Below are 24,675 nucleotides of genomic sequence, written 5' to 3'. Positions count from 1 at the left end.
GCGACGGCGACGAAGCCCCGACGCACGGCGCTGCCGGGGCGACGGGGCTGTCCCCGAGCCCTCCCCGGCGGCTCAGGCCCTACGGCCGCGGCATCGCCCTTGTGCCAGGCCCCCGGCGGCTCCCGCCCCGTGGGCCTTCGCCGTGTCGGCCCCGGCGGTCCCCGCACGACCTGGACCCGCCGAAGCAGCGGAAGGCCTCGCAGGTCAGACGGCGTGACGTACGGGGGCCCGGGCGAACCGCGCCCTACGACCCCGGCAGCATCGGATAGCTCCCCGTGTTCGTCGGCGCGTGCTCCGGCAGCCACAGCACGGCGACCGCGCCCTCGGCGGGCAGATGCTCCGGTGTCCCGGGCGTGCGGACGTTGCGGAAGGTCAGCCGGGCGCCCAGCACCCGGGCCTGCCCGGCCGCGATGGTCAGGCCCAGCCCGTGCCCGTGCCCGGCCCGGTCCTTGCTGCCGGTGCGGAAGCGGCTCGGCCCTTCGGCGAGCAGGTCCTCGGGGAAGCCCGGGCCGTGGTCGCGGACGCGGATGACCCGGCCTTCGACGGTGACCTCGATGGGCGGCTTGGCGTGCCGGGCCGCGTTGGCCAGCAGGTTGAACAGCACCCGCTCCAGGCGCCGCGGGTCGGTGGTGACCTCCGACTCGTGCACGATCCGCATCTCGATGGCCGGGTCCTTGGCCGCCACCCGCCGGGCGACGAACTCGCCCAGCATGATGTCCTGCAGCTCGGCCCGCTCGGAGGCCCCGTCCAGCCGGGCCACCTCCAGCACGTCCTCGACGAGCGTGCGCATGGCCTTCGCCCGGTCGAGGACCAGCTCGGTCGGGCGCCCGGGCGGCAGCAGTTCGGCGGCGGTCAGCAACCCGGTCACCGGCGTGCGCAGCTCGTGCGCGATGTCGGCGGTGACCCGCCGCTCGGCCTCGATGCGCTGCCGCAGCGCGTCCGCCATGGCGTCGACCGCGCTGGCCAGGTCGTCCGTCTCGTCGCGTACGACCCCGCCCATGGCGTCCCGGACCCGGACGTCCGTCTCGCCGCCCGCGAGCTGGCCCGCCGCCACGGACGCCTTGCGCAGCCGCCGCGAGAGGTGCCCGCCGATGAGCACCCCGAGCGCGCTGCCGCCCAGGACGACCGCGATGGACCCGATGAGCAGGGCCTGGTCGAGGTCCTGGAGGATGTCCGAGCTGCGGTCGGTGAAGCCGGAGTGCAGGGACATCACATGCCCGTTCTTCAGCGGCACGGCGGCCCATATGTCCGGCGCGCCACCCGGCCGGTCCGCCACGTACGTGGCCCGCTGGCCCACCTCGACCCGGTCCCGCAGCGCCTCCGGCAGATCAGGGTCGTCGATCTTGGTGTTGGGGAAGTTCATCCGCCCGGACAGCTCGAAGTTGCGCTGGGCGATCATGATCCGCTCGTCGGCGAGGTCGCGGGCGTTGTCGAGCATCGACACCCGGGCCGCGTTGTGCACGACCAGGCTCAGGGCGACCGCCACCAGCGCCCCGACCAGCGCGATGGCCGCGCTCAGCTTCCATCTCAGGCCGGTGCGGATGCCCGCGCGCTCCAGACCGGCGGCGACCAGGCGCCGGAATTGCCCCCTCATACCCCTGCTCAGGCCTTCAACTTGTAGCCGAAGCCACGGACCGTCTCGATACGGTCCTGGCCGATCTTCTGCCGCAGCCGCTGCACATGCACGTCGACGACACGGGTGTCCCCGCCCCAGCCGTAGTCCCACACCCGCTCCAGCAGTTTGTCGCGGGAGAGCACCGTGCCCGGCGCGGAGGAGAACTCCAGCAGCAGCCGCATCTCGGTCGGCGTCAGCGCCACCGGCCGTCCGGCCCTGCGGACCTCCATGCCCTCGGTGTCGACCTCCAGGTCCCCGAAGGTCAGCACGCCACCGTCCGCCGGGGAGGCCGGCTCCTCCGCCCGGCCGCCGCCCGCGTGCCCGAAGCGCCGCAGCACCGCACGGATCCGGGCGACCAGGACGGCACCGTCGAACGGCTTCGTCACATAGTCGTCGGCGCCCGCCTCCAGGCCGAGGACGACATCGATGGAGTCGGCACGCGCCGACAGCATGATGACCGGCACGGTCGACTCGTCCCGGATCCGCCGGCACAGGCTGACCCCGTCGAGGCCGGGCACCATCACGTCCAGCAGCGCGATGTCGGGGCGGTCGGCCCGGAACGCCTCCAGGCCCGACAGACCGTCGGGCATGGCGGTGACCACGAAGCCGTCCCGTTCCAGGGCGAGCTGCGTGGCCTCGCGGATGACGTCGTCGTCCTCGACGAACAGGACGTGGGTCTGGTCTGCCATCCCGGTGCTCTCAGTCCTCGTGTGGCTCGTAGGGGTGTGCTCTTCGCGTTCTCTCTCGGGGACGCGCGGTCCGTGCGACAGGTTCACCGGAACATCGGACCGAGGTGCCCGATCGGTTCACCGGCTCCGCGCCCGCGTCAGCTCGCGGGCACCGGCGACGCGCTGTCGCCGACGACCTTCCCGTAGTCGTTGTGCGTGCGGTACTTCTCCGCGAAGCGGCCGGAGGTCCATCTGTACGTGATCACGTTCTCCCCGGAGGGGCTCGACACCGGGTCGCCCTTGTCGTACACCTGCTTGGTCACCACCAGGTCGCCGCGGTCGATCTCCGCGTAGACCGGGGGTTCCTCGGCCTTGAACACGTTCTTGTACGAGCCGTCCTGCCCGCGGTACACGTAACTGCCGACACCCACCGCGTCACCACAGGTCAGCACGTTGACGACGACGTCGTCGGCCGATCCGCCCGTCAGCTTGCCGTACGACACGTCGACGGGGTACTCGTCGGCCACGCACGGCTTCAGCTCGCGCTTCACCTCGGGCGAGACCTCCGGGTCGTCCTTGACGAGCTTGACCGCGTTCACCGTGTCGGGCTTCTTCGACGGCGACGCGGACGCGGTGCCGGCGGCGCCCGCGAACGAGTCGGCGTGCGCCGGGCCCTCGTCCCGGGCGCCGGTGCCGCCGGCACCGCACGCGGACACCAAAAGGGCGAGGGCGGTGAGCACGGCCAGGGCCGTACTCACCGCCTGGATGCCGCCCGGGGGCCGAGCAGACCCCTCACCGGTCAGGCCGCGCACCGCTCCCGCTCCTCACGCTCCAGCGCGCGTGCGTCCAGATCGCGGGACTCCAGCTCCTCGCGGAGCCGGGCGAGCGCCCGGTGCAGCGTGCTCTTGACCGTTCCGGCCGACATGCCGAGGGCGGCGGCCGTCTCCTCCGTGGACATCTGCTCCCAGTGTCGCAGCACCACGACACTGCGCTGCTTCGGGGCGAGCACCTTCAGGATGTCCATCAGCAGGGCGCGGTCCGCGTGCTGTTCGGTGGCGTCGTCGACCGAGGCGTCCGGGAGCTGCTCGGTCGGGACCTCCTCCAGCTTGCGGGCCCGCCACCACTCCGTCCGCGTGTTGATCATCACCCGGCGCAGGTAGGCGTCCGCCAGCCGCTTGTCCTCGATGGTCTCCCAGCGGCCGTAGGTCCGCACCAGCGCCGTCTGCAGCAGGTCCTGCGCGTCCGTCGGGTCCGGGACCAGGCGGCGGGCGCTGCGCAGCAGCGCGTCCTGCCGGGTGCGGACGTACTCCTCGAACTCGAGCACCTCGCCCTGCGCCATGGTGAACCGCCTCCCGTTTCCCCGTTCCGGCAGGCTCTCCGCCCCCGGTCGTACTGCCTGTGTTCCTTGGTCGTCCCGTGTCTTCCGGGAACGCATCTGAAGGTACGGAGGCGTTGTCACGGCGCTGTCCGAAGCAGCCTGCGGCTAGCACTCGGCTGTCCGTCGGTTGTGTAACGGAAGCCGGAACGGGGTAGAGCGATGGGGGTGTTGGTGACGGTTTAGGAGTATATGTCCACTACGGATCCGCGTTACGGACGACCCGTCCCTGTGATCTGCCTGTACGTCAGGTCAGTGGCAGCCGATACAGCCCGCCCGCGAGCGGCTCCACCAGTCCGTCGGCGACGAGGCCGTCCAGGGCGCGGGCCCGCTGCACCGGCTCGTGCCACACGCGGTCCAGCGCCGACTGCGGAACCGGACCGTGGGCCTCCCGCAATACGGCGAGCAGCCGCCCGCGCACCTGCCGGTCGGTACCCGCGTAGGTCTGGCCACGGCGCGGCGGCCCGTCGTGCTCCGGCTTGCCCGCCAGCCGCCAGGCGCACTGCGAGGCGATCGGGCAGCGGTGGCACGACTCGCTCTTCGCCGTGCACACCAGCGCGCCCAGCTCCATCGAGGCGGCGGCCCACCGGGCGGCGATCTGCTCGTCCTCCGGCAGCAGCGCACGGGCCAGCTTGCGCTCCGCGGCGGTGGTGGCGTTCGGCGGGTACTGCACGCCGGTGACCGCCCGGGCGAAGACCCGGCGCACATTGGTGTCCAGCACGGGGTGCCGCTGCCCGTACGCGAAGGAGGCGACGGCGGCGGCCGTGTACTCGCCGATGCCCGGCAGCGCCAGCAACTGGGCGTGGTCGGCCGGTACGTCACCGCCGTGCCGTTCCGTTATCGCGACGGCGGCGCCGTGCAGCCGCAGGGCGCGGCGCGGGTATCCGAGCCGGCCCCAGGCGCGCACGGCCTCGCCCGGCGCCTCCTTGGCCAGGTCGGCGGGGCGCGGCCAGCGGGCCAGCCACTGCTCGTAGACGGGCAGGACGCGGCTCACCGGCGTCTGCTGGAGCATGAACTCGCTGACCATCACACCCCACGCCCCGGCGTCGGGACGCCGCCACGGCAGGTCACGGGCATTCTCGCCGAACCAGTCGATGACGGGGGAGTGCAGGTTCTCTCCGAGGGGCGGCCCCGAGGCCGGGTCGGTGGGGGAGGGGGCCGGGTGCGTGGGCTTCGTGGGAGCAGTCATGGCACCTCGATGGTGCCACGTCGGGCCGGGGCGGCCGGGTACGTGCGGGCGGGTTGCGGTGCGCGTCCTGGAAGCTGCGCCCCCGATCCGGTGCCTGAGGCCCGGTCCCTGCCGCCGTTCGGCCGAGTCTTCCCCTGCCCTGTCGGCCGCTACCGGCGGCAGAGCCGGGAGCCGGCCGACGCGGGTGACTCCGCGCCGCCCGCGCGCTTGGGAAGAGCCGAGGAGGAGCAGCGATCCGAGGAGCAGTGATCCGACGAGCAGCGATCTGAAGAGCGTGGCTTCGCTGACGAGCAGCGCTCCGAAGAGCTTGGCTTCGCCGACGAGCATCGGGCCGCGCGCCGCGGCCTGCCCGGACAACTCGTCGCGCCCGCCCCCGAGTCGGACCTGCCGTGCCGGCGGAAGCCGGCCGGTCCCGGCCCCGGCCGCACGGCACCGCGGGTCGCCGAACGGCTGCTGCTCAGACCAACAGCCCGCCCGCTCAGAGGCGTTCTCACCCCTCCGCCGCATCCGCGCTCCACAGCCCTGGCCACAGGTGCAAGCACTGCGATCGCGAACCTACGAGGACTGTCGCGGCGCACGCGCCACCAGTTGGCGGCGAACAGTACGACAAACACCAGTAGTCCGGTCACGGAACGTGAGTAGCGGGCCGATCCCGTCACACCCAGCGATCATCGGGTCCGCGCCTGACGAACGGCAGGGGCGAGGCGGCGGTTTCCGGCATGATGATCCGGAAAAGTTGTGGCCGGAGCGGCGGGTGGGACCGGCGAACGCTCCGATCTCTCGTAAGGTTTGCGCCGTGGGATCTCTGCGCAATCCGGTCGGGCCGCTTCCCTCCTCCATCTACTGGCGTCGGAGGGTCGTACTGGTGTCCGTGGTCGCCCTGTTGGGGCTGCTGACCACCTGGATCGTGACCATGGGCGGCGGAGGCGGCAAGGACGGCGGCAACGGAGCCAACGGCAAGAATCCCGCACCCTCCATCACTCCCGGACCGTCGAGTTCGGGCCCGACGGTCAGCCAAGCACCCGGCGGTCGCGAGGAGTCGGGCGACGAGGGCTCCGGCGGTTCGTCCTCCGGGTCGGGGAGCGGATCCGGTGACGGTTCCGGTGGTGGTGACGGTTCGGGCGACGGCGCGGTCGGTGGATCAGGCGGCGGCTCGGGCGACGGTTTTGGTGACGGTTCCGGAACCGGCGGGGCGGGCGGCGCCGGGGGCTCCGGCGGCGGTACCACGGTGGGCGGCGTCGGCGCGGGCGACACGCTGCCGGCCGGTTCCACACTGCCCAACTGCACCGCGAGCGTGGTCAAGTTCAGCCTGCGCAGCCGGGACAACACCTACGGCCCCGAGAAGACGCCCACGTTCCTGCTGACCGCGCGGAACATCTCCGGCAGCGACTGCAAGATCGATCTCGGGCCGAAGAACGCGGTGTTCACCATCACCCAGGCGAGCACCGACGACGACTACTGGTCGTCCGAGGACTGCCCGAAGGCCGCCGCACACCAGCTGTACCGGGTCCCCGCGGGCAGCAGCATCACCTACATGCTGAAGTGGGACCGCAAGCCGAGTGCCCCCGAGTGCGCCACGCCCCCGTCCGGCTCGGCCGGGGCGGGCACGTACCTGGTGGAAGCCAAGGCACCGGGCTTCGCGAAAGTGCAGACGTCGTTCGTGCTGAAGGACGACTGACCGGCTGGTCCCGCAACGCGCAGGGGGTGTTCCCGCTCGGGAACACCCCCTCTGCGCATCAGCGGGCGCTGAAGGCTAGACGTACCGCTCCAGGATCGACGACTCCGCCAGTCGCGAGAGACCCTCCCGCACACTCCGGGCCCGGGCCTCGCCGACGCCGTCCACCGTCTGGAGGTCGTCGACGCTCGCGGCGAGCAGCTTCTGCAGTCCGCCGAAGTGCTCGACCAGGCGGTCGATGATCGCGCCGGGCAGCCGGGGCACCTTCGCGAGCAGACGGAAGCCGCGCGGGGACACCGCCGAGTCCAGCGTCTCGGGCTAGCCGGTGTAGCCCAACGCGCGGGCCACCGTGGGCAGTTCGAGGAGCTCGGCGTGGGTGAGCGCGTCGAGCTCGGCCAGCGCCTCGTCGACCGTGCGGGACCGCTTGGCGGTGGGCTCGGGGACGTAGTCCCGGACGACGAGCTCACGCTCGGGCTCCACACCGGCGATCAGCTCGTCGAGCTGGAGGGCCAGCAGCCGGCCGTCCGTGCCCAGCTCCACCACGTACTCGGCGATCTCCGTGGCGATGCGGCGCACCATCTCCAGGCGCTGGGCGACCGCCGAGACGTCCCGGACGGTCACCAGGTCCTCGATCTCCAGCGCCGACAGCGTGCCCGCGACCTCGTCGAGGCGGAGCTTGTAGCGCTCCAGGGTCGCCAGGGCCTGGTTGGCGCGGGACAGGATCGCCGCCGAGTCCTCCAGGACGCGGCGCTGACCGTCCACGTACAGGGCGATCAGCCGCATCGACTGGGAGACGGAGACCACCGGGAAACCGACCTGTCTGCTGACGCGGTCCGCGGTGCGGTGCCGGGTGCCCGTCTCCTCCGTGGGGATCGTCGGGTCGGGGACCAGCTGCACGCCCGCGCGCAGGATCTTCGACAGGTCCGAGGACAGCACGATGCCGCCGTCCAGCTTGCACAGCTCGCGCAGACGGGTCGCCGTGAACTCGACGTCCAGCACGAAACCGCCGCTGCACAGCGCCTCGACCGTCTTGTCGGAGCCCAGCACGATGAGACCGCCGGTGTTGCCCCGGAGTACGCGCTCCAGGCCGTCACGCAGGGCTGTTCCGGGTGCCACGGCGCTCAGTGAAGCGCGCATCAGGCCATCGGTGCCGGCACTCCCACCGGACTTTCCGGGAGCTCCTGCCCGGTCGTTGGCTGCCACTGCACTCCTCCGGTCGCAGGTTCTGGGACGCCCCCGTCTCGCACACTCGGTTCGCACGGACGGGCGAGACCAGGGCAAAGTCTACCGGCGACCCTCCTCGTCCCGTGGGGCCTCTCTGCGACGGGAGCGTGGAAGGACCCGCAGGGCGTCCCCTATGTCCGCGACTTCCAGGACCTTCATGCCCTGCGGGATCTTGCCGGGGTCGCTCGGGACCAGCGCGTGTGTGAAGCCCAGACGGTGGGCTTCGGCCAGCCTGCGCTGTACGCCCGTGACCCGTCTGACCTCTCCGGCGAGGCCCACTTCACCGATCGCCACGAGGTTCTTTGGGAGAGGTGTGTCACTCGCCGCGCTCGCCAGGGCCAGGGCCACGGCCAGGTCAGCGGCGGGCTCCGAGAGCCTGACGCCGCCGACCGTCGCGGAGTAGATGTCCCGTTTGCCCAAGGCGCTGATCCGGCCGCGCTGTTCCAGCACCGCGAGCATCATCGAGACCCGGGAGGTCTCCAGGCCCGAGGTGGTGCGGCGCGGAGAGGGGATCTGCGAGTCGACCGTGAGCGCCTGGACCTCGGCGACCAGGGGGCGGCGGCCCTCCAGGGTGACGGTCAGGCAGGTGCCCGGGACCGGTTCCGCCCGACGTGTCAGGAAAAGTCCGCTCGGGTCCGCCAGGCCCGTGATGCCCTCGTCGTGCAGCTCGAAGCAGCCGACCTCGTCGGTGGTGCCGTAGCGGTTCTTGACGCCCCGGACGAGCCGGAGGCGGGCGTGCCGGTCGCCCTCGAAGTGCAGGACGACGTCCACGAGGTGTTCCAGCAGGCGCGGGCCCGCGATGGCGCCGTCCTTGGTGACATGGCCCACGAGCAGCGTGGACATGCCGCGTTCCTTGGAGGCCCGGATCAGGGCACCGGCGACCTCGCGCACCTGCGCCATGCCGCCGGGCGCGCCGTCGATCTCCGGCGAGGCGACCGTCTGCACCGAGTCCAGGATCAGCAGCGACGGCTTCACCGCGTCCAAGTGGCCCAGCACCGCCGCCAGGTCCGTCTCGGCCGCGAGATACAGGTGGTCGTCGATGGCGCCGATGCGGTCGGCGCGCAGCCGGACCTGGCTCGCCGACTCCTCACCCGTGACGTACAGCGTGCGGTGCTCGTCGCTCGCCGACTTGGCCGCCACGTCCAGCAGGAGCGTGGACTTGCCGACGCCCGGCTCGCCCGCGACCAGCACCACGGCGCCCGGGACGAGTCCCCCGCCGAGCACCCGGTCCAGCTCGGGCACGCCGGTGGAGCGGGCCGTCGCCCGGCGGCCGTCCACCTGGCCGATGGGCAGGGCGGAGGTGGTGACCCGGCCCGGCGTCGTCGTACGCACCGCGGGCGCGCCGTACTCCTCGACCGTCCCCCAGGCCTGGCACTCGGGGCAGCGGCCGAGCCACTTCGCCGTCTGCCAGCCGCACTCCGTGCAGCGGTAGGACGGACGGTCCTTGGTGGTCTTCGTACGGGCAGCCATGGACGAAACCGTAGCCGCCGGCACTGACAACGCGGGGACCGACCGGGACGGGCGCCTGTGCGCCAAGCCGCGCCACCCTGCGCCAGCGGCGGAATATATGATTCCTGTCCCCTATTGAGGGATCGTTTCACCCGTACGGATTAAATGTGCTCAAGCCGCCAGAAGGTGCCACTCCCGGCGCCCTACGGTCGCCGAATGATGAGCGGTACTCCGGAGATCTCGACCCGCACGGCCGGCGCGCACCGGGCGCACCGGGAAGCGCGTGACCGCGGGGCGGCCCGCACACTGGTGCAGCGGCCGCCGACGCGCTACGAGCCCTACCTGGACGGCCTGTTCACCTACTGCCTGTCCGTGCTCTGCGACCACGACGCCGCGACCACCGCCCTGGGCGACGTCCTCGCGCTCGCCGAACGCCGCGGCCGGCACGTCCCCGCCGCCCCCGCCGACCGCAGGGCCTGGCTGTACGCGCTGGCCCGCTGGGCGTGTCTGCGCAAGCTGGCCGAGGCCAAGCAGAAACGTACGAGCAGCCACGCGGCGGGCCGCTCGCGGCACGCCGGCCGGCCGCCCGCCCCGGCCGTCTCCGAGGAGGTCCAGGAGCAGCGGCGGAGCGAACTGGCCCTGCTGGCCTGGCCGGAGGCCGCCGGCACCACACCGGAGCAGCGCGAGGCGCTCGAACTGGCCGTGCGCCACCACCTCGCCGCCCACGAGGTCGCCGCCGTCCTCGGCATGGACCTGGCCGCCGCCCGCGATCTGCTCGCCTCCGCCGCCTGCGAGGTGGAACGCACGCGTGCGGCCCTCGCCGTGGTCGAGACCGGCGCGTGTCCGAGCGTCGGCCACCTCGTCGGCGACGAGCGGCTCGTGCTCGGCACGGCCCTGCGCCGCGAACTCGTCCGGCACGTCGACGACTGCCCGCGCTGCCGCCGCACCGCCGAGCGCGCCATCCCCGGCCGCTGGCCCGGCACCAGCGTCACGCCCGCCGCGCTGCCCGTCCTGACGGCGCCCCGCGCGGACCTGCACGTCGCCATGGCCCACCCGCCACGCACGCGTGGCGCCGCACCCCGCTTCGACCGGCGCGGCTTCCCGATGGACCCCAAGGACCGCGCCGCCCGCCGGGACCGGCTGCGCGCGCGTGCCGTCACCACGACCGTCGTCGCCACCGTCGTGGCCGCCCCCGTGCTCGCCCTGTGGGCCGCCTACCGGGGCACCCCCGTCGGCGAGGGCCAGGACGGCCGCTCCGCCTCCGCGCTCGAGGTGGACGACCCGCTCGGCCTGGACGGCGAGATCGCGGGCGGCGGCTACGAGAACACCGGCAACGCGAGCACCAGACCCGGCCCGCGCTTCGACAAGGACGGCGAGGCCGACGTCTCCGTGGAGGTCATCGGCGTGGCCGGGGCCGGCAAGGGCACGGCCCGCCTGGAGGTCACGGCCGGCCACAGCGGCGACACCACCCTCGTCACCCTCACCGCCACGGGCTCCGCCCCGGTCCGCTGGTCCGCCGCCACCGGAGCCGCTTGGCTCTACCTGAGCCGGTCCTCGGGAACCCTCCGGCCCGGGGAGTCGTTGACGATCAAGGTGTACGTCGACCATCTGCGCGAGCCCTCGGGCCCCTGGCACGCGCGGGTGGCGGTCTCACCCGTCGGCGCGGTCGTCCGGATCGACGGCTACGGCACCGCGCCGAGCCCCTCCGACCCCGGCCCCCGCCCGGACCCCCGCCCCACCTTCCCGAGCGATCCGCCCCCGCCCCAGCCCGACCCGACGCCCACGACCTCCGACCCGGACCCGACGACCCCGCCCGCCTCACCCGACCCGGACCCCACGGCCACGGACCCGGGCCCCGACGACCCGGACACCCCGACCGACCCGGCGGACTCGGAGCCCCCGCCCCAGGAGGGCGACGATCCGGGCCCGTCGACGTCGTAGCGGCGTCGTAGCGGCCGCTCTAGACCGGATCCGCCGGATGCGGCGCCAGCAACGGCAGCTGCGAGGCCAGCCGCTCCTCGCACAGCTCGACCAGCCGGTCGTAGCCGGCCTTCCCCATCAGCTCGATCAGCTCCGGCCGGTAGGAGACGTACACCGGCTCGCCCGCGCCGTGCGCCGACGTCGCCGAGGTGCACCACCAGTGCAGGTCGTGGCCGCCCGGCCCCCAGCCGCGCCGGTCGTACTCACCGATCGACACCTGGAGGACGCGCGTGTCGTCGGGCCGGTCGATCCACTCGTACGTCCGCCGCACCGGCAGCTGCCAGCAGACGTCCGGCTTGGTCTCCAGCGGCTCGCGGCCCTCCTTCAGGGCGAGGATGTGCAGCGAGCACCCGGCGCCGCCCGGGAAGCCCGGCCGGTTCTGGAAGATGCACGAGCCCTCGAAGGGCCGCGTCTGCCGGTCGCCGTCCTCGTCCTCGGAGACCCAGCCGTTCCTGGTGCCCTCGGCGTGGTTCTGCCAGATGTCCGGCGTGAGCCGCGCCACATGCCCGGCGACCCGCTTCTCGTCGTCCTCGTCGGAGAAGTGGGCACCCAACGTGCAGCACCCGTCGTCCGCGCGGCCGGCCTGGATGCCCTGGCAGCCGCTGCCGAAGATGCAGTTCCAGCGAGAGGTCAGCCATGTCAGATCGCAGCGGAAGACCTGCTCGTCGTCCGCCGGATCAGGAAACTCCACCCACGCACGGGCGAAGTCGAGGCCCTTCTCGTCGGGCGCCGCTGCACCCGATGATTTGTCGCGTTTCGCCTTTTTCGTCTTTGGCACGAGTCCAGGGTACGGGCCTTGTGCCCACACCGAGGACTGCGGACGCCCCTGCTGGCAGTAGCGTTCCGTACATGAGACTCGGTGTCCTCGACGTGGGATCGAACACGGTGCATCTGCTCGTGGTGGACGCGCATCCCGGCGCGTGCCCGTTGCCCGCGCACTCGCACAAGGCGGAACTGCGCCTCGCCCAGCTCCTCGACGACGGCGCGATCGGCCCGCACGGCGTCGACCGGCTGGTCTCGGTCATCCAGGAGGCCCTCCAGGCCGCCGAGGACAAGGGCGTCGAGGACCTGCTGCCGTTCGCCACCTCCGCCGTACGCGAGGCCCGCAACGCCGACGACGTCCTCGAGCGCGTGCGCACCGAGACCGGCGTCGAGCTCCAGGTCCTCACCGGCGAGGAGGAGGCCCGGCTCACCTTCCTCGCCGCCCGCCGCTGGTTCGGCTGGTCGGCCGGAAAACTGCTGGTCCTGGACATCGGCGGCGGCTCTCTGGAGATCGCCTACGGCATCGACGAGGAGCCCGACGCGGTCGCCTCCCTGCCCCTGGGCGCCGGCCGCCTCACCGCCGGCTGGCTCCCCGGCGACCCGCCCACCGCGGACGACGTCAGGGCCCTGCGCCGCCACGTCCGGACCGAGATCGCCCGCACGGTCGGCGAGTTCAGCCGCCTCGGCACCCCCGACCACGTCGTGGCCACGTCCAAGACCTTCAAGCAGTTGGCCCGCATCGCCGGCGCGGCCCGCTCCGCGGAGGGCCTCTACGTCCAGCGGGAGCTCAAGCGGGAGTCCCTGGAGGGCTGGGTCCCGAAGCTGGCCGGCATGACGGAGGCCGAGCGGGCCGAGCTGCCGGGCGTCTCGGAGGGCAGGGCGAACCAGCTCCTGGCGGGCGCCCTGGTGGCCGAGGGCGCGATGGACCTCTTCGGCGTCGAGCGCGTCGAGATATGTCCGTGGGCGCTGCGGGAGGGCGTGATCCTGCGCCGCCTGGATCACATGGGGTCCGCGTAGCGGCCCTCTCGGCGGGCGCGGGGCCGTACCGGTGTGCGGCTCCGCCGCGGGGACGTGACAAGCCACGACGAATGCCGCACCCACCACGTGGCAATCACCACAACGGCGAAGAGGCCCCCCACACCCTCCCCACCACACCCCGTAATCTGTCCTGCATGGCAGAGCCAGCCGTGAAGATCCCGGACGCGAAGGTCGCACTCTCGACGGCCTCGGTCTACCCGGAGTCGACGGCCACGGCCTTCGAGATCGCCGCGCGCCTCGGCTACGACGGAGTCGAGGTCATGGTCTGGACCGACCCCGTGAGCCAGGACATCGAGGCCCTGCGCAGACTCAGCGACTACCACCAGATCCCGATCCTGGCCGTGCACGCCCCCTGCCTGCTCATCACGCAGCGCGTCTGGTCCACCGACCCGTGGACCAAGCTCCAGCGGGCCCGCGCGGCGGCCGAGAAGCTCGACGCGAGCACGGTCGTGGTCCACCCCCCGTTCCGCTGGCAGCGCCAGTACGCCAGGGACTTCGTCACCGGCGTCTGGCGCATGGCGAACGAGACGGACGTGCGGTTCGCGGTGGAGAACATGTACCCCTGGCGCTACCGCGACCGCGAGATGCTCGCGTACGCCCCCGACTGGGACGTGACGAAGGACGACTACCGTCACTTCACGATCGACCTCAGCCACACCGCCACGGCCCGCACCGACGCGCTGGACATGGTCGACCGCATGGGAGACCGCCTCGGCCACGTCCACCTCGCCGACGGCAGGGGCTCGGCCAAGGACGAGCACCTGGTGCCCGGCCGCGGCACCCAGCCCTGCGCCGAGGTCCTGGAACGGCTCGCCCTGACCGGCTTCGACGGGCACGTCGTCATCGAGGTCAACACCCGCCGCGCCATGTCGAGCGCGGAGCGCGAGGCCGACCTGGCGGAGGCGCTGGCCTTCACCCGCCTCCACCTGGCCTCGGCGGCGAAGGTGCCGAGGCGATGACCGACCAACCCCCGGTCGGCCCCTCGACCGGGTCCGGCACCGGCGCGGGCGACCCGGCGGGCACGGGCACCGCCGCCCGCCGCCGGGGCCGCCCCCGCCGCGCCGAGTCGGCCGGCACCCGGGACAGCATCCTCACCGCCGCCCGCGAGGAGTTCTCCGAGCGCGGCTACGAGAAGACGTCCGTGCGCGGCATCGCCAAGGCCGCCGGCGTCGACTCCGCGCTCGTGCACCACTACTTCGGGACGAAGGAGCAGGTCTTCGAGGCGGCGATCACCCAGTCCTTCGCACCCGCCATCGAGGCGCCGAAAGCCATCGAGGAAGGCCCGCTCGACGGCGTGGGGGAGCGCCTGGTCCGCTTCTTCTTCGGTATCTGGGAGAACCCGGCGACCCGCGCGCCCCTGCTCGCCATCGTCCGCTCGGCCGTCACCAACGAGACCGCGGCCGCCGTCTTCCGCAGGATCATCGCCACCCAGGTGCTGCGCCGCATCGCCGTACGCCTGGACCTGCCGGACGCCGAGCTGCGGGCCGAGCTGGCCGCCGCCCAGCTCGTGGGCACCGCCATGCTGCGGTACGTCATCAAGGTCGAGCCCCTGGCCTCGGCGGACCCGGAGCAGATCGTCGCGCGGCTGGCACCGGTCGTACAGGGACACCTCACCGGGCCCTGAGCCCCCGCACGCGAGACACCCGTCCCGCATTCCGGACGCTCCGTCCCGCCCACTGGATGACGGGCGTACGCTCGTTAGCAGTCAGAAGTCTCCGAAATCTCTGACGCCGTCTCTGAAGGAGCGAGCGACGATGCCCGAGCTGAGGTCCCGCACAGTCACCCACGGTCGCAACATGGCGGGCGCCCGCGCCCTTATGCGCGCCTCCGGTGTACCGGGTGCGGACATCGGCCGCAAGCCGATCATCGCGGTCGCCAACAGCTTCACCGAGTTCGTCCCGGGCCACACCCACCTCCAGCCGGTCGGCCGGATCGTCAGCGAGGCCATCGTCGAGGCCGGCGGCATCCCGCGTGAGTTCAACACGATCGCCGTCGACGACGGCATCGCGATGGGCCACGGCGGCATGCTGTACAGCCTCCCCTCCCGCGACCTGATCGCCGACTCGGTCGAATACATGGTCGAGGCCCACTGCGCCGACGCCCTGATCTGCATCTCCAACTGCGACAAGATCACCCCGGGCATGCTGAACGCGGCTCTCCGCCTCAACATCCCCACGGTCTTCGTCTCCGGCGGCCCCATGGAGTCCGGCCGCGCCACCCTGGTCGACGGCACGGTCCGCACGCTCGACCTGGTCGACGCGATCTCCGACGCCGTCAACGACAAGATCTCCGACGAGGACATCCTCCGCATCGAGGAGAACGCCTGCCCGACCTGCGGCAGCTGTTCCGGCATGTTCACCGCCAACTCGATGAACTGCCTCACCGAGGCCATCGGCCTCTCCCTGCCCGGCAACGGCTCGACCCTGGCCACGCACACCGCGCGCAAGCAGCTCTACGTCGACGCGGCCAACACGGTCATGAACATCACCCGCCGCTACTACGAGGAGGACGACGAGACGGTCCTCCCGCGCAACGTCGCCACCTTCGCGGCCTTCGAGAACGCGATGGCCCTCGACATCGCGATGGGCGGCTCCACCAACACGATCCTGCACCTGCTGGCCGCGGCCCAGGAGGCGGGCGTCCCCTTCGGCCTGGAGGAGATCGACGCGGTCTCCCGCCGGGTCCCGTGCCTGGCCAAGGTCGCCCCGAACGTCGCGAAGAACCGCACGTACTACATGGAGGACGTGCACCGCGCCGGCGGCATCCCCGCCCTCCTCGGCGAGCTGCACCGCGGCGGCCTGCTCAACGAGGACGTGCACTCCGTCCACAGCCCGTCCCTGGCCGACTGGCTGAAGACCTGGGACGTGCGCGGCGGCTCCCCGTCCGCCGAGGCGGTCGAGCTGTGGCACGCGGCCCCCGGCTGCGTCCGCTCCGCCGAGGCCTTCTCCCAGTCCGAGCGCTGGGAGGCCCTCGACGAGGACGCCGAGGGCGGCTGCATCCGCTCCGTCGAGCACGCGTACTCCAAGGACGGCGGCCTCGCCGTCCTCAAGGGCAACCTCGCGGTCGACGGCTGCGTGGTGAAGACGGCCGGCGTCGACGAGTCCATCTGGACCTTCGAGGGCCCGGCGGTCGTCTGCGAGTCGCAGGAGGAGGCCGTCGAGAAGATCCTGCTGAAGCAGATCAAGGAGGGCGACGTCGTCGTCATCCGCTACGAGGGCCCGAAGGGCGGCCCCGGCATGCAGGAGATGCTCTACCCGACCTCGTACCTGAAGGGCCGCGGCCTCGGCAAGGCCTGCGCCCTGATCACCGACGGCCGCTTCTCCGGCGGCACGTCCGGCCTCTCCATCGGGCACGCCTCGCCCGAGGCGGCCGGCGGCGGCACCATCGCCCTCGTCGAGGACGGCGACCGCATCCGCATCGACATCCCGGGCCGCTCCATCGAGCTCCTCGTCGACGACGCCGAACTGGCCCGCCGCGAGCAGGAGCTGAACGGCGTCTACGCCCCGAAGAACCGCGACCGCAAGGTCTCCGCCGCCCTGCGCGCCTACGCCGCGATGGCGACCAGCGCCGACAAGGGCGCCGTGCGGGACGTGTCGAAACTCGGCTGAGCACGGGGCCGCCTCGCAGGGCGGCCCCTCATCCGCTACCAGGCGGCCGGATCGCGCCCGTCCACGGCGAAGACGGTGCCGTCCGGCGCACCGGTGTAGACATGGTCGTCCACGAGCACGGGCTCGGGAAGCGTGGCCGGAACCCGGTCCGACTGCTCGCTCAGCCGCGGCGAGGTCTGCCCGACGAGCTTGCCGCGCCGGGCATCGGCGGCCAGCAGCCGCCCGTCCGGAGCCGTCACGTACACATGCCGGCCGTCCGCGACCGGCGTGGACCCACGCACGACGCCGGTCTGCAGACTCCAGAGCTGCTTCCGCGCCTTCAGATCGACGGCCACCAGCGCCCCACCGTCCGCCATCAGGTGGACGACGTCCCCGCGCACACTGCCCTGGACGCCCTGCAACGGAAGGGGCAACGGCACGCGCACGGTCGTACGACTGTCCGGGCTGTACCGGACCACGGCCCGCGCCTCACCGCGCAGGGCGTCGACGGCCACGAACGCGACAGATCCGTCCACGCTCCCGACGGGCCGCACGTCCCCCTCCAGCCGCGCCTCCCACCGCACCTCACCCCTGCCAGGATCCACCGCGGTGACCTTCGTACTCGACCCGTCACCGGACACGCTCGCCGTGTACGCCAGCGGATCGCCCGGGAACGACACGAAGTACGGCACGTCCTGACCCGGGATCCGGTGACTCCACTTCACGTCCCCGGAGGCACTCTCCACGCCGGTGACCGTGCCGTCGCCCGCGGTGAGCAGCACCATCTTTCCCACAGCCTGCACCCCGCCGGACATGGACATGGCCTGCCGCCGCGCGACATCCCCCGAGTCCGGATCGAGCGCGGTCAACCGCGACCCGTGGCCGAGCCCGGCCAGCACCAGACCACCCGACACGACCGGAACCCCACTCGGCGGCCCCTCGGCGGCAACCCCGTCCAACCGGTACTTCCACAGCAGACGCCCGTCCGCCGGATCCAGCGCGAAGACCAGCCCGGTCTGCGCACAGAGCAACTTCTCGGCCGCGTAAGAGCACTGCGGGGTGCCCCCCTTGGACACCGGCGTCGCCGTCCACGCCGTGAAGGCGGCAGCAGTGGTCCGCGGCGCGGTGACTTCGGGCGCCGGAGAGGGATCGCCCCCCAGCAACGAGACCGACACGAGCGCACCGACAACGCCCAGCCCGAGAGCACCGGCCCCGAGCACACCCCGCTTGCCGATCCGCAGCCGGCCCCGCCGCCCCGCAACCGGGGCCTCGACCACCGCCGCAGCCCCATCGGCATCCGAAGCCGCACCCACGACCGGCACATCTTCAACCCGCTGCGCCGGGATGAACGCCTGCGTGTCGTACGAGGCCGCCACCGACCGCAGCTCCCGCATCAACTCATCGGGCGAGGGCCGGTCCTCGGGCTCCTTGGCGAGACACCGCAACACGAGCGGCGCCAGCCCCTCCGGCACACCGGTCAACTCGGGTTCGTCATGCACGACTTGGTAGGCGACGACATACGGACTGTCGGAGTCGAACGGCCCCCGCCCGGTAGCGGCATGCACCATCACGGACCCGAGAGCGAAGACATCCGCGGCGGGCCCCACTTCCCTCGGCCGCCGGAACTGCTCGGGCGCCATGAACGGCGGCGTACCGATCAGCTTCCCGGTCTCGGTCCGCAGCTCACTGTCGGTCGGCCGGGATATACCGAAGTCGATCACCTTCGGCCCGTCCTCGGCGAGCAGGACGTTGCTCGGCTTCAGATCCCGGTGCACGACCCCGACCCGATGGATGTCCCGCAGCGCCTCCGCGAGCCCCGCCATCAGCCGGCGCAACTGCGCAGGATTCAGCGGCCCGTTCCGCTTCACCTCCTGGGCGAGCGTCGGACCCGGAATGAACAGCGTGGCCATCCAGGGCCGCCCGGCCTCGGGATCGGCATCGACGACAGGCGCCGTAAAAGCCCCGCTGACCCGCCGAGCCGCCCCCACCTCCTGCCGGAAACGCCCCCTGAACTCAGGGTCCTTGGCGAACTCGGCGTGCACGACCTTCACGGCGACTTTCATCCCGGAGGTGCTCCGGGCCAGATGCACGACACCCATGCCGCCCGAGCCCAGACACGACTCCAGCCGGTAATGACCGACGTATTCGGGAAGTTCCGCTTCCGGGCCCGTTCCGGCGTTTCGCTGTGGCGCCATGTGGGACCACCCCCGTGCCCTCTCGTCCGCGCGCGCGACGCACGGAGCCTAGTCGATGACTCGTACGAGACAGAGGCGGCTTGCTAGCCTCCGCGGGCGAGTCGCGCACGGGTGTTTGATCGCGTGACTCCGGGGAATCAACGGGACCCCATGGCAGCCATGGGGTTGAACGGGGGAGGTTTTCTCATGTCTGTAGAGCCTGTCGAAGAAGTCCAGCGGACACCGCTGGTCACCACACTGGCCGCGGCCGCCACGTACTTCTCGGTCGCCCCGGGCGTCCGCCTCAACGTCCGCAGCGGCCCCGGCACCGGCTACCCGATCGTCAAGTCCCTGCCCGAGGGCTCCCGAGTGCAGATCCACTGCCAGACACCCGGCACCCAGGTCACGGGCCCCTACGGCACGACGACCATCTGGGACAACATCGCGAGCGGCCAGTACGTCTCGGACGCCTACGTGAACACCGGCAGCGACGGTTACATACGCCAGCGCTGTTCCTGAGGCACCCGGCGTTGTCGCTGGGGCGGGGGTGTTGCGCAACTCGGCGCCACGAGGTGCCGCTGCGCCCACCCGTGCCGCCCCTAGCGGCACGACTGCCCGCAGCTAGGGGCACGCATGCCCGCAGCTGGGGCGGATGCGCCCGCAGCGGCCGACGCGCGTGAGGGGCCGTGTCGGGGGGTGTCCGCCCGCAGCGGGCGGCGCGTGTGACGCCAGTTAGCCGGTAGGCAACCGCGTCGCGCCGTTCCGAGGACGGACACCCCCCGGCGCGGCCCCGACCCACCCCCCGGCGCGGCCCCGACCCACCCCCCGGCCTCTCACCGAAATCTCACCGCCCCACCCCGCCCACCCGGCCACCATGGCCGTATGACCTCTCCCTCTGCCCAACACCCCCCAGGAGCCGACCCACCCGCCCGCACCGCCCGAGCCCACTCCTTCAACACCGCCGCAGCCCAATACGCCGCCAACCGCCCCTCCTACCCCCCAGCCCTCTTCGACGCCATAGAAGACCTGGCCGACCGCCCCCTCCCCGGCTCCCGCGTCGCAGACATCGGCGCAGGCACCGGCATAGCCACCGCCCTCCTGCACGCCCGAGGCGCGGACGTCCTCGCCGTAGAACCCGGCGACGGCATGGCGGCCCAGTTCCGCAGCACCCTCCCCGACATCCCGATCGTCCGCGGCACGGGCGACGACCTCCCCCTCGCCGACGCCTCAGTCGACCTCCTCACCTACGCCCAGGCCTGGCACTGGACCGACCAGTCCCGCGCCGTCCCGGAGGCCCTCCGCGTCCTGCGCCCGGGCGGCGCCCTCGCCCTCTGGTGGAACACCGACGCCCTCGACGTCCCGTGGATCGCCGAGTCCGCCACCCGCACGGCACGCCACTTCGGCGTCGACATCAGCGCCGAGAAGCGCAACGTCAACGCCCGCGCAGCCGACCCCACCGGCCGCCTCGACTTCACCCGCCGCACGGTCCGCTGGAGCCGCCGCATCCCGGTCGACACCCACCTCGCCAACCTCGGCAGCCACTCGGTCTTCCTGGTACACGGCGAGGAACACACCGCGTCCTTCCTCGCCGAGGAACGCGAGCACCTGCTCAGGGCCTTCCCGGACGGCTACGTCGACGAGGTCTACGACGTGATCCTCCTGCTCGCCAGGACGCCCACCTGACGCACCCGCTTGACGCGCGATACCCCCAGGAGCATTATTCATCGCATGATGAATAATGCTCCTGGCTCGCCACACCCAGGCACCGGCACCGGCACCGGCACCCACCCCGGCCCCGACCCGACCGCAGCCGTCCACGCCCAGAACCTCACCGTCACCCGCGGCCCCCGCACAGTCCTCCGCGACCTCGGCTTCACCGTCCCCCGAGGCCAGATCACCGGCCTGCTCGGCCCCTCGGGCTGCGGAAAGTCGACCCTCATGCGCGCCATCGTCGGCACCCAGGCCAAGGTCACCGGCACCCTCGACGTCCTGGGCCGCCCCGCCGGCCACCCCACCCTGCGCACCCGCATCGGCTACGTCACCCAGGCCCCCTCGGTCTACGACGACCTGACGGTCCGCCAGAACCTCGACTACTTCGCCGCGATCCTGAACCCCGGCCGCCACAACGCCGACCGCCGCCACGACCACGTCACCCGCGCGATATCCGACGTCGACCTCACCACCCACGCCGACGCCCTGGCCGGCAACCTCTCCGGCGGCCAGCGCAACCGCGTCTCCCTCGCCGTGGCCCTCCTCGGCGCTCCCGAGCTCCTGGTCCTCGACGAACCGACCGTCGGCCTCGACCCGGTCCTGCGCCGCGACCTCTGGACCCTCTTCCACGACATCGCGGCGAGCCGCGGCGCGACCCTCCTCGTCTCCTCCCACGTCATGGACGAGGCCGAGCGCTGCCACCGCCTCCTCCTCATGCGCGAGGGCCAACTCCTGGCCGACGACACCCCCGACGCCCTGCGCACCCGCACCGACGCCGAAACGGTCGAGAAGGCCTTCCTGGACCTGGTGGACAGGGCGAAGGAAAAAGCCGAGACGACCGGAACGAAGGAGCCGACACGATGAGCACCACGCTCACCCCCACCCCACCGAACCCCCGAGCCCACAACCTCTCCCGCACCACCGCCACAGCCACCCGAGTCCTGCGCCAGCTCACCCACGACCCACGCACCATCGCGCTGCTGATCCTCATCCCCTGCGTGATGCTGTTCCTGCTGCGCTACGTCTTCGACGGCAGCCCCCGCACCTTCGACAGCATCGGCGCGTCCCTCCTCGGGATCTTCCCCCTGATCACGATGTTCCTGGTGACGTCCATCGCCACCCTGCGCGAACGCACCTCGGGCACCCTCGAACGCCTCCTCGCCATGCCCCTCGGCAAAGGCGACCTCATCGCCGGCTACGCCCTCGCCTTCGGCACCCTCGCGATCATCCAGTCCGCCCTGGCCACGGGCCTCGCGGTCTGGTTCCTCGGCCTGGACGTCACCGGCAGCCCCTGGCTCCTCCTCCTGGTGGCCCTCCTCGACGCCCTCCTCGGCACGGCCCTCGGCCTCTTCGTCTCGGCCTTCGCGGCCTCGGAGTTCCAGGCGGTGCAGTTCATGCCGGCGGTGATCTTCCCCCAGCTGCTCCTCTGCGGCCTCTTCACGCCCCGCGACAACATGCACCCGGCCCTGGAGGCCATCTCCGACGTCCTGCCCATGTCCTACGCGGTGGACGGCATGAACGAGGTCCTCCGCCACACCGACATGACCGCCACGTTCGTCCGGGACGCCCTGATCGTCGCGGGCTGCGCCCTCCTGGTCCTCGTCCTGGGAGCGGCCACCCTGCGCCGCCGCACGGCGTAGACACCGTCCCGCCCAGCGGACAACGAAGCCACCCCCCACCCCCTGGTGCGAGGATGGACACCGGACGACGCACCCTCCGGAGGCACCCCGCGCCATGACCCAGAAAGTCGCAGTCCTCGGCACCGGCAAGATCGGCGAAGCCCTGCTCAGCGGAATGATCCGCGCCGGCTGGAACCCGGCCGACCTCCTGGTCACCGCCCGCCGCCGGGAACGGGCCGAGGAACTCCGCACCCGCTACGGCGTCACCCCGGTCACCAACCCCGAAGCCGCCAAGACCGCCGACACCCTGATCCTCACGGTCAAACCGCAGGACATGGGCACTCTCCTCGCCGAGTTGGCCCCCCACGTCCCCGCCGACCGCCTGGTCATCAGCGGCGCCGCCGGCATCCCCACGGCCTACTTCGAGGAACGCCTCGCCCCCGACACCCCGGTCGTGCGCGTCATGACGAACACCCCCGCCCTGGTCGACGAGGCGATGTCCGTCATCTCCGCCGGCACCCACGCCACCGCCGACCACCTCGCCCACACCGAGGAGATCTTCGGCGCCGTCGGCAAGACGCTCCGCGTCCCCGAGTCCCAGCAGGACGCCTGCACCGCCCTCTCCGGCTCGGGCCCGGCCTACTTCTTCTACCTGGTCGAAGCCATGACCGACGCGGGTATCCTCCTCGGCCTGCCCCGCGACAAGGCCCACGACCTGATCGTCCAGTCCGCCATCGGCGCCGCGACGATGCTCCGCGACAGTGGCGAACACCCCGTCAAGCTCCGCGAGAACGTCACGTCACCGGCCGGCACGACGATCAACGCCATCCGCGAACTCGAGAGCCACGGCGTACGGGCCGCCCTCATCGCCGCCCTCGAAGCAGCCCGCGACCGCAGCCGCGCCCTGGCCTCCGGCAACAGCTGAGCACCCGGGGGCGGGCCCGACCCGCCCCCGACGCCCGCCCCCTCACACCCTCAGCACGACACCCGCCGCGGCCACCTCTTCTTCCTCCTCCACAGCGGGCAGCAACCCGATCGCGCGATACGCCGCGTCCACGGTCGGCCGGGCCATCCCCCGAGCCCGCTCCGCACCGTCCCGCAGCACCCCGTCCACATAGCCGGGATCGGCGGACAACTCCCGGTGCCTCTCCTGCACGGGCCTGAGCACCTCGACCACAGCCTCCGCGGTGTCCTTCTTCAAGGCCCCGTACGACGCGTACTCACCGCTCAGCCGCTCGGGCTCCCCACCCGTGCACGCCGCGAGGATCTCCAGCAGATTCGCGAGACCCGGCCGGCCCTCCCGGTCGTACACGACCTCCCGCCCGCTGTCGGTCACCGCCCGCATGACCTTCTTGCGCACCACGTCCGGCTCGTCCAGCAGATAGACGATCCCCGGCCCGACGTCGTCGCTCTTGCCCATCTTCGACGCCGGATCCTGCAGATTCATCACCCGGGCCGCCACCTCCGGACGCGTGGCCCGCGGCACCACGAACGTGTGCCCGTAGCGCTGGTTGAACCGCACGGCGAGATCCCGCGCGAGCTCCACGTGCTGCCGCTGATCGTCCCCGACCGGCACCTCGTCGGCCCCGTACGCCAGGATGTCCGCCGCCATCAGCACGGGATACGTCAGCAGCGACAACCGCACGCTCCCGCCCCGCCGCTGCTCCCGCGCGGCCTTCTCCTTGTACTGGATCATCCGCCGCATCTCACCGTCGGTGGCCACGCACTCCAGCACGTACGACAGCCGCGCGTGCTCGTCCACATGACTCTGCACGAACACCGTGCACCGCTCCGGATCCAGCCCCGACGCCAGCAGCAGGGTCGCCGCCTGCCGACTGAGCCTGCGCACCCGCGCCGGGTCGTGGTCCACGGTCAGCGCATGCAGATCGACGACACAGAACAAGGCGTCGGCCTCGTGCTGGTCCACGGCAGCCCACCGCCGCATGGCCCCCAAGTAGTTCCCCAGCGTCAGATGCCCCGTCGGCTTGACCCCGCTGAAGACCCGTGTCATCTCTCCTCCACCTCCTGGTCGGGACCACCGCCCCGGCGGCCGCCCCCGGTGGTCGGAGGGAGAAACAAGAACGGCCGCCGAAGCGGCGGCCGTTGAGTGCATACGTGAGGACGGCCGCCGTCAGGCGGCCCACCACAGCTGGGTACACGTACGCGTCGTCATGCACCCCAGGCTACGCCGCCGGAGTGCCGCCCGCCCCCGAGTTGACACGCCCTACCCCCATCCGTAGTGTTCTCCGAGTTGCCCGACGTGAGCGCCGACTCCGGTCGGTCCCCGGGCAGCCAATCCGCAGGTACTCACCACTACTCGACGTGCAGCATGTCTGTCGTCGTTTCATTGGTATGCGTATTTACGGAATGAGGAATCCACGTTCGAAAGGACGAGGCCCCCGATTCGCTCGGGAGCCGGGGAATCCGCTAAAGTCTCACTCGTCGGAACGGCCCAACAGCCGCAAAGACAACCCCCGCTGACCGGGGATCAGGCCCGAAAGGATCTGATAGAGTCGGAACCGCCGGAAAGGGAAACGCGAAAGCGGGAACCTGGAAAGCACCGAGGAAATCGGATCGGAAAGATCTGATAGAGTCGGAAACGCAAGACCG

The 24,675-nt window shown here is 72.0% G+C and carries 20 protein-coding genes and 1 pseudogene; 11 read left to right on the top strand and 10 right to left on the bottom strand.

Translation table 11 applies throughout. From position 1 onward, the window contains the following. Window positions 1-244 precede the first annotated feature (244 nt). From cseC to ABEA82_RS37915, 5 genes are all read right to left on the bottom strand, one after another. Window positions 245-1,594, bottom strand: coding sequence for a two-component system sensor histidine kinase CseC (gene cseC / locus ABEA82_RS37935; RefSeq protein WP_039933372.1), 1,350 nt, complete (start codon window positions 1,592-1,594; stop codon window positions 245-247). An 8-nt stretch (window positions 1,595-1,602) separates the two neighbouring features. Further along, complete coding sequence (cseB, locus tag ABEA82_RS37930) at window positions 1,603-2,304, bottom strand: two-component system response regulator CseB (RefSeq protein ID WP_003992023.1); 702 nt, start codon at window positions 2,302-2,304, stop codon at window positions 1,603-1,605. Between the two features lie 137 nt (window positions 2,305-2,441). Next, a complete protein-coding gene (locus tag ABEA82_RS37925; RefSeq protein WP_425588592.1) occupies window positions 2,442-3,095 on the bottom strand; it encodes a hypothetical protein in 654 nt (217 codons plus the stop codon). Continuing rightward, entirely contained in the window at window positions 3,083-3,622 is a 540-nt protein-coding gene (locus tag ABEA82_RS37920) for a SigE family RNA polymerase sigma factor (protein ID WP_030251439.1), read from the bottom strand. The genes ABEA82_RS37925 and ABEA82_RS37920 overlap by 13 nt, the downstream gene beginning before the upstream one ends. Window positions 3,623-3,905: 283 nt before the next feature. Beyond that, complete coding sequence (locus ABEA82_RS37915) at window positions 3,906-4,847, bottom strand: HhH-GPD family protein (protein ID WP_345666315.1); 942 nt, start codon at window positions 4,845-4,847, stop codon at window positions 3,906-3,908. Between the two features lie 796 nt (window positions 4,848-5,643). On the opposite strand from ABEA82_RS37915, the gene ABEA82_RS37910 reads away from it, so the two are divergent. Continuing rightward, the gene (locus tag ABEA82_RS37910; protein WP_345666314.1) at window positions 5,644-6,525 is read left to right on the top strand and encodes a hypothetical protein; all 882 of its coding nucleotides are present in this window, start codon (window positions 5,644-5,646) and stop codon (window positions 6,523-6,525) included. 75 nt (window positions 6,526-6,600) lie between these two features. Here the strand turns inward: ABEA82_RS37910 and disA are convergent. Further along, a pseudogene (gene disA, locus ABEA82_RS37905) lies at window positions 6,601-7,725 on the bottom strand (DNA integrity scanning diadenylate cyclase DisA). Window positions 7,726-7,806: 81 nt separating this feature from the next. After that, complete coding sequence (radA, locus tag ABEA82_RS37900) at window positions 7,807-9,216, bottom strand: DNA repair protein RadA (RefSeq protein ID WP_345666313.1); 1,410 nt, start codon at window positions 9,214-9,216, stop codon at window positions 7,807-7,809. Between the two features lie 195 nt (window positions 9,217-9,411). Here radA and ABEA82_RS37895 point away from each other — a divergent pair, with 195 nt between their 5' ends. Next, entirely contained in the window at window positions 9,412-11,136 is a 1,725-nt protein-coding gene (locus ABEA82_RS37895; protein ID WP_345666312.1) for a BACON domain-containing protein, read from the top strand. A 19-nt stretch (window positions 11,137-11,155) separates the two neighbouring features. Here the strand turns inward: ABEA82_RS37895 and ABEA82_RS37890 are convergent, their stop codons facing one another. Then, window positions 11,156-11,953 carry a DUF3109 family protein gene (locus ABEA82_RS37890; RefSeq protein ID WP_345666311.1) on the bottom strand — a complete coding sequence of 266 codons (798 nt, stop codon included), beginning with the start codon at window positions 11,951-11,953 and terminating at the stop codon, window positions 11,156-11,158. Window positions 11,954-12,024: 71 nt separating this feature from the next. Between ABEA82_RS37890 and ABEA82_RS37885 the strand changes: the two genes are divergently transcribed. The 4 genes from ABEA82_RS37885 (at window position 12,025) to ilvD (ending at window position 16,583) form a co-directional block, all read left to right on the top strand. Beyond that, the gene (locus ABEA82_RS37885) at window positions 12,025-12,954 is read left to right on the top strand and encodes a Ppx/GppA family phosphatase (RefSeq protein WP_345666310.1); all 930 of its coding nucleotides are present in this window, start codon (window positions 12,025-12,027) and stop codon (window positions 12,952-12,954) included. 155 nt (window positions 12,955-13,109) lie between these two features. Next, window positions 13,110-13,934: a sugar phosphate isomerase/epimerase family protein gene (locus ABEA82_RS37880; protein ID WP_345666309.1), complete on the top strand. Its 825-nt coding sequence runs from the start codon at window positions 13,110-13,112 to the stop codon at window positions 13,932-13,934. Next, window positions 13,931-14,599: a TetR/AcrR family transcriptional regulator gene (locus ABEA82_RS37875; RefSeq protein WP_345666308.1), complete on the top strand. Its 669-nt coding sequence runs from the start codon at window positions 13,931-13,933 to the stop codon at window positions 14,597-14,599. The genes ABEA82_RS37880 and ABEA82_RS37875 overlap by 4 nt, the downstream gene beginning before the upstream one ends. A gap of 130 nt (window positions 14,600-14,729) precedes the next feature. Beyond that, the gene (gene ilvD / locus ABEA82_RS37870) at window positions 14,730-16,583 is read left to right on the top strand and encodes a dihydroxy-acid dehydratase (protein ID WP_345666307.1); all 1,854 of its coding nucleotides are present in this window, start codon (window positions 14,730-14,732) and stop codon (window positions 16,581-16,583) included. A 35-nt stretch (window positions 16,584-16,618) separates the two neighbouring features. On the opposite strand, the gene ABEA82_RS37865 is transcribed toward ilvD, so the two are convergent. Continuing rightward, a complete protein-coding gene (locus tag ABEA82_RS37865; protein WP_345666306.1) occupies window positions 16,619-18,757 on the bottom strand; it encodes a protein kinase domain-containing protein in 2,139 nt (712 codons plus the stop codon). Window positions 18,758-18,943: 186 nt separating this feature from the next. Between ABEA82_RS37865 and ABEA82_RS37860 the strand changes: the two genes are divergently transcribed. The 5 genes from ABEA82_RS37860 to proC all read left to right on the top strand — a co-directional run bounded on the left by ABEA82_RS37860 (window position 18,944) and on the right by proC (window position 22,990). Then, window positions 18,944-19,255 (top strand): SH3 domain-containing protein, encoded by a 312-nt coding sequence (locus tag ABEA82_RS37860; RefSeq protein WP_345666305.1) that lies wholly within the window; start codon window positions 18,944-18,946, stop codon window positions 19,253-19,255. Between the two features lie 363 nt (window positions 19,256-19,618). After that, complete coding sequence (locus tag ABEA82_RS37855; protein ID WP_345666304.1) at window positions 19,619-20,419, top strand: class I SAM-dependent methyltransferase; 801 nt, start codon at window positions 19,619-19,621, stop codon at window positions 20,417-20,419. A 45-nt stretch (window positions 20,420-20,464) separates the two neighbouring features. Then, on the top strand, window positions 20,465-21,310 hold the full coding sequence (locus ABEA82_RS37850) for an ABC transporter ATP-binding protein (protein ID WP_345666303.1): 846 nt from the start codon (window positions 20,465-20,467) through the stop codon (window positions 21,308-21,310). Continuing rightward, entirely contained in the window at window positions 21,307-22,086 is a 780-nt protein-coding gene (locus tag ABEA82_RS37845) for an ABC transporter permease (RefSeq protein WP_345666302.1), read from the top strand. The genes ABEA82_RS37850 and ABEA82_RS37845 overlap by 4 nt, the downstream gene beginning before the upstream one ends. Window positions 22,087-22,180: 94 nt before the next feature. Then, window positions 22,181-22,990 carry a pyrroline-5-carboxylate reductase gene (gene proC, locus ABEA82_RS37840; RefSeq protein ID WP_345666301.1) on the top strand — a complete coding sequence of 270 codons (810 nt, stop codon included), beginning with the start codon at window positions 22,181-22,183 and terminating at the stop codon, window positions 22,988-22,990. A 42-nt stretch (window positions 22,991-23,032) separates the two neighbouring features. On the opposite strand, the gene trpS is transcribed toward proC, so the two are convergent. Beyond that, on the bottom strand, window positions 23,033-24,076 hold the full coding sequence (gene trpS, locus ABEA82_RS37835) for a tryptophan--tRNA ligase (protein WP_345666300.1): 1,044 nt from the start codon (window positions 24,074-24,076) through the stop codon (window positions 23,033-23,035). Between the last annotated feature and the right edge of the window lie 599 nt (window positions 24,077-24,675).

The sequence above is a fragment of the Streptomyces venetus genome (assembly GCF_039540295.1).
GTDB classification, from domain to species: domain Bacteria; phylum Actinomycetota; class Actinomycetes; order Streptomycetales; family Streptomycetaceae; genus Streptomyces; species Streptomyces venetus.
This window is presented reverse-complemented; position numbering and strand designations above follow the sequence as displayed.

Excerpts from the sequence above, each read along its gene's own strand:
- ABEA82_RS37845 (WP_345666302.1), top strand. The coding sequence starts at position 21,307 with ATGAGCACCACGCTCACCCCCACCCCACCGAACCCCCGAGCCCACAAC.
- ilvD (WP_345666307.1), top strand. The coding sequence starts at position 14,730 with ATGCCCGAGCTGAGGTCCCGCACAGTCACCCACGGTCGCAACATGGCG.
- trpS (WP_345666300.1), bottom strand. The coding sequence starts at position 24,076 with ATGACACGGGTCTTCAGCGGGGTCAAGCCGACGGGGCATCTGACGCTG.
- ABEA82_RS37915 (WP_345666315.1), bottom strand. The coding sequence starts at position 4,847 with ATGACTGCTCCCACGAAGCCCACGCACCCGGCCCCCTCCCCCACCGAC.
- ABEA82_RS37855 (WP_345666304.1), top strand. The coding sequence starts at position 19,619 with ATGACCTCTCCCTCTGCCCAACACCCCCCAGGAGCCGACCCACCCGCC.
- proC (WP_345666301.1), top strand. The coding sequence starts at position 22,181 with ATGACCCAGAAAGTCGCAGTCCTCGGCACCGGCAAGATCGGCGAAGCC.
- ABEA82_RS37885 (WP_345666310.1), top strand. The coding sequence starts at position 12,025 with ATGAGACTCGGTGTCCTCGACGTGGGATCGAACACGGTGCATCTGCTC.
- ABEA82_RS37860 (WP_345666305.1), top strand. The coding sequence starts at position 18,944 with ATGTCTGTAGAGCCTGTCGAAGAAGTCCAGCGGACACCGCTGGTCACC.
- radA (WP_345666313.1), bottom strand. The coding sequence starts at position 9,216 with ATGGCTGCCCGTACGAAGACCACCAAGGACCGTCCGTCCTACCGCTGC.
- cseB (WP_003992023.1), bottom strand. The coding sequence starts at position 2,304 with ATGGCAGACCAGACCCACGTCCTGTTCGTCGAGGACGACGACGTCATC.
- ABEA82_RS37920 (WP_030251439.1), bottom strand. The coding sequence starts at position 3,622 with ATGGCGCAGGGCGAGGTGCTCGAGTTCGAGGAGTACGTCCGCACCCGG.
- ABEA82_RS37880 (WP_345666309.1), top strand. The coding sequence starts at position 13,110 with ATGGCAGAGCCAGCCGTGAAGATCCCGGACGCGAAGGTCGCACTCTCG.
- ABEA82_RS37875 (WP_345666308.1), top strand. The coding sequence starts at position 13,931 with ATGACCGACCAACCCCCGGTCGGCCCCTCGACCGGGTCCGGCACCGGC.
- cseC (WP_039933372.1), bottom strand. The coding sequence starts at position 1,594 with ATGAGGGGGCAATTCCGGCGCCTGGTCGCCGCCGGTCTGGAGCGCGCG.
- ABEA82_RS37895 (WP_345666312.1), top strand. The coding sequence starts at position 9,412 with ATGATGAGCGGTACTCCGGAGATCTCGACCCGCACGGCCGGCGCGCAC.
- ABEA82_RS37850 (WP_345666303.1), top strand. The coding sequence starts at position 20,465 with ATGATGAATAATGCTCCTGGCTCGCCACACCCAGGCACCGGCACCGGC.
- ABEA82_RS37865 (WP_345666306.1), bottom strand. The coding sequence starts at position 18,757 with ATGGCGCCACAGCGAAACGCCGGAACGGGCCCGGAAGCGGAACTTCCC.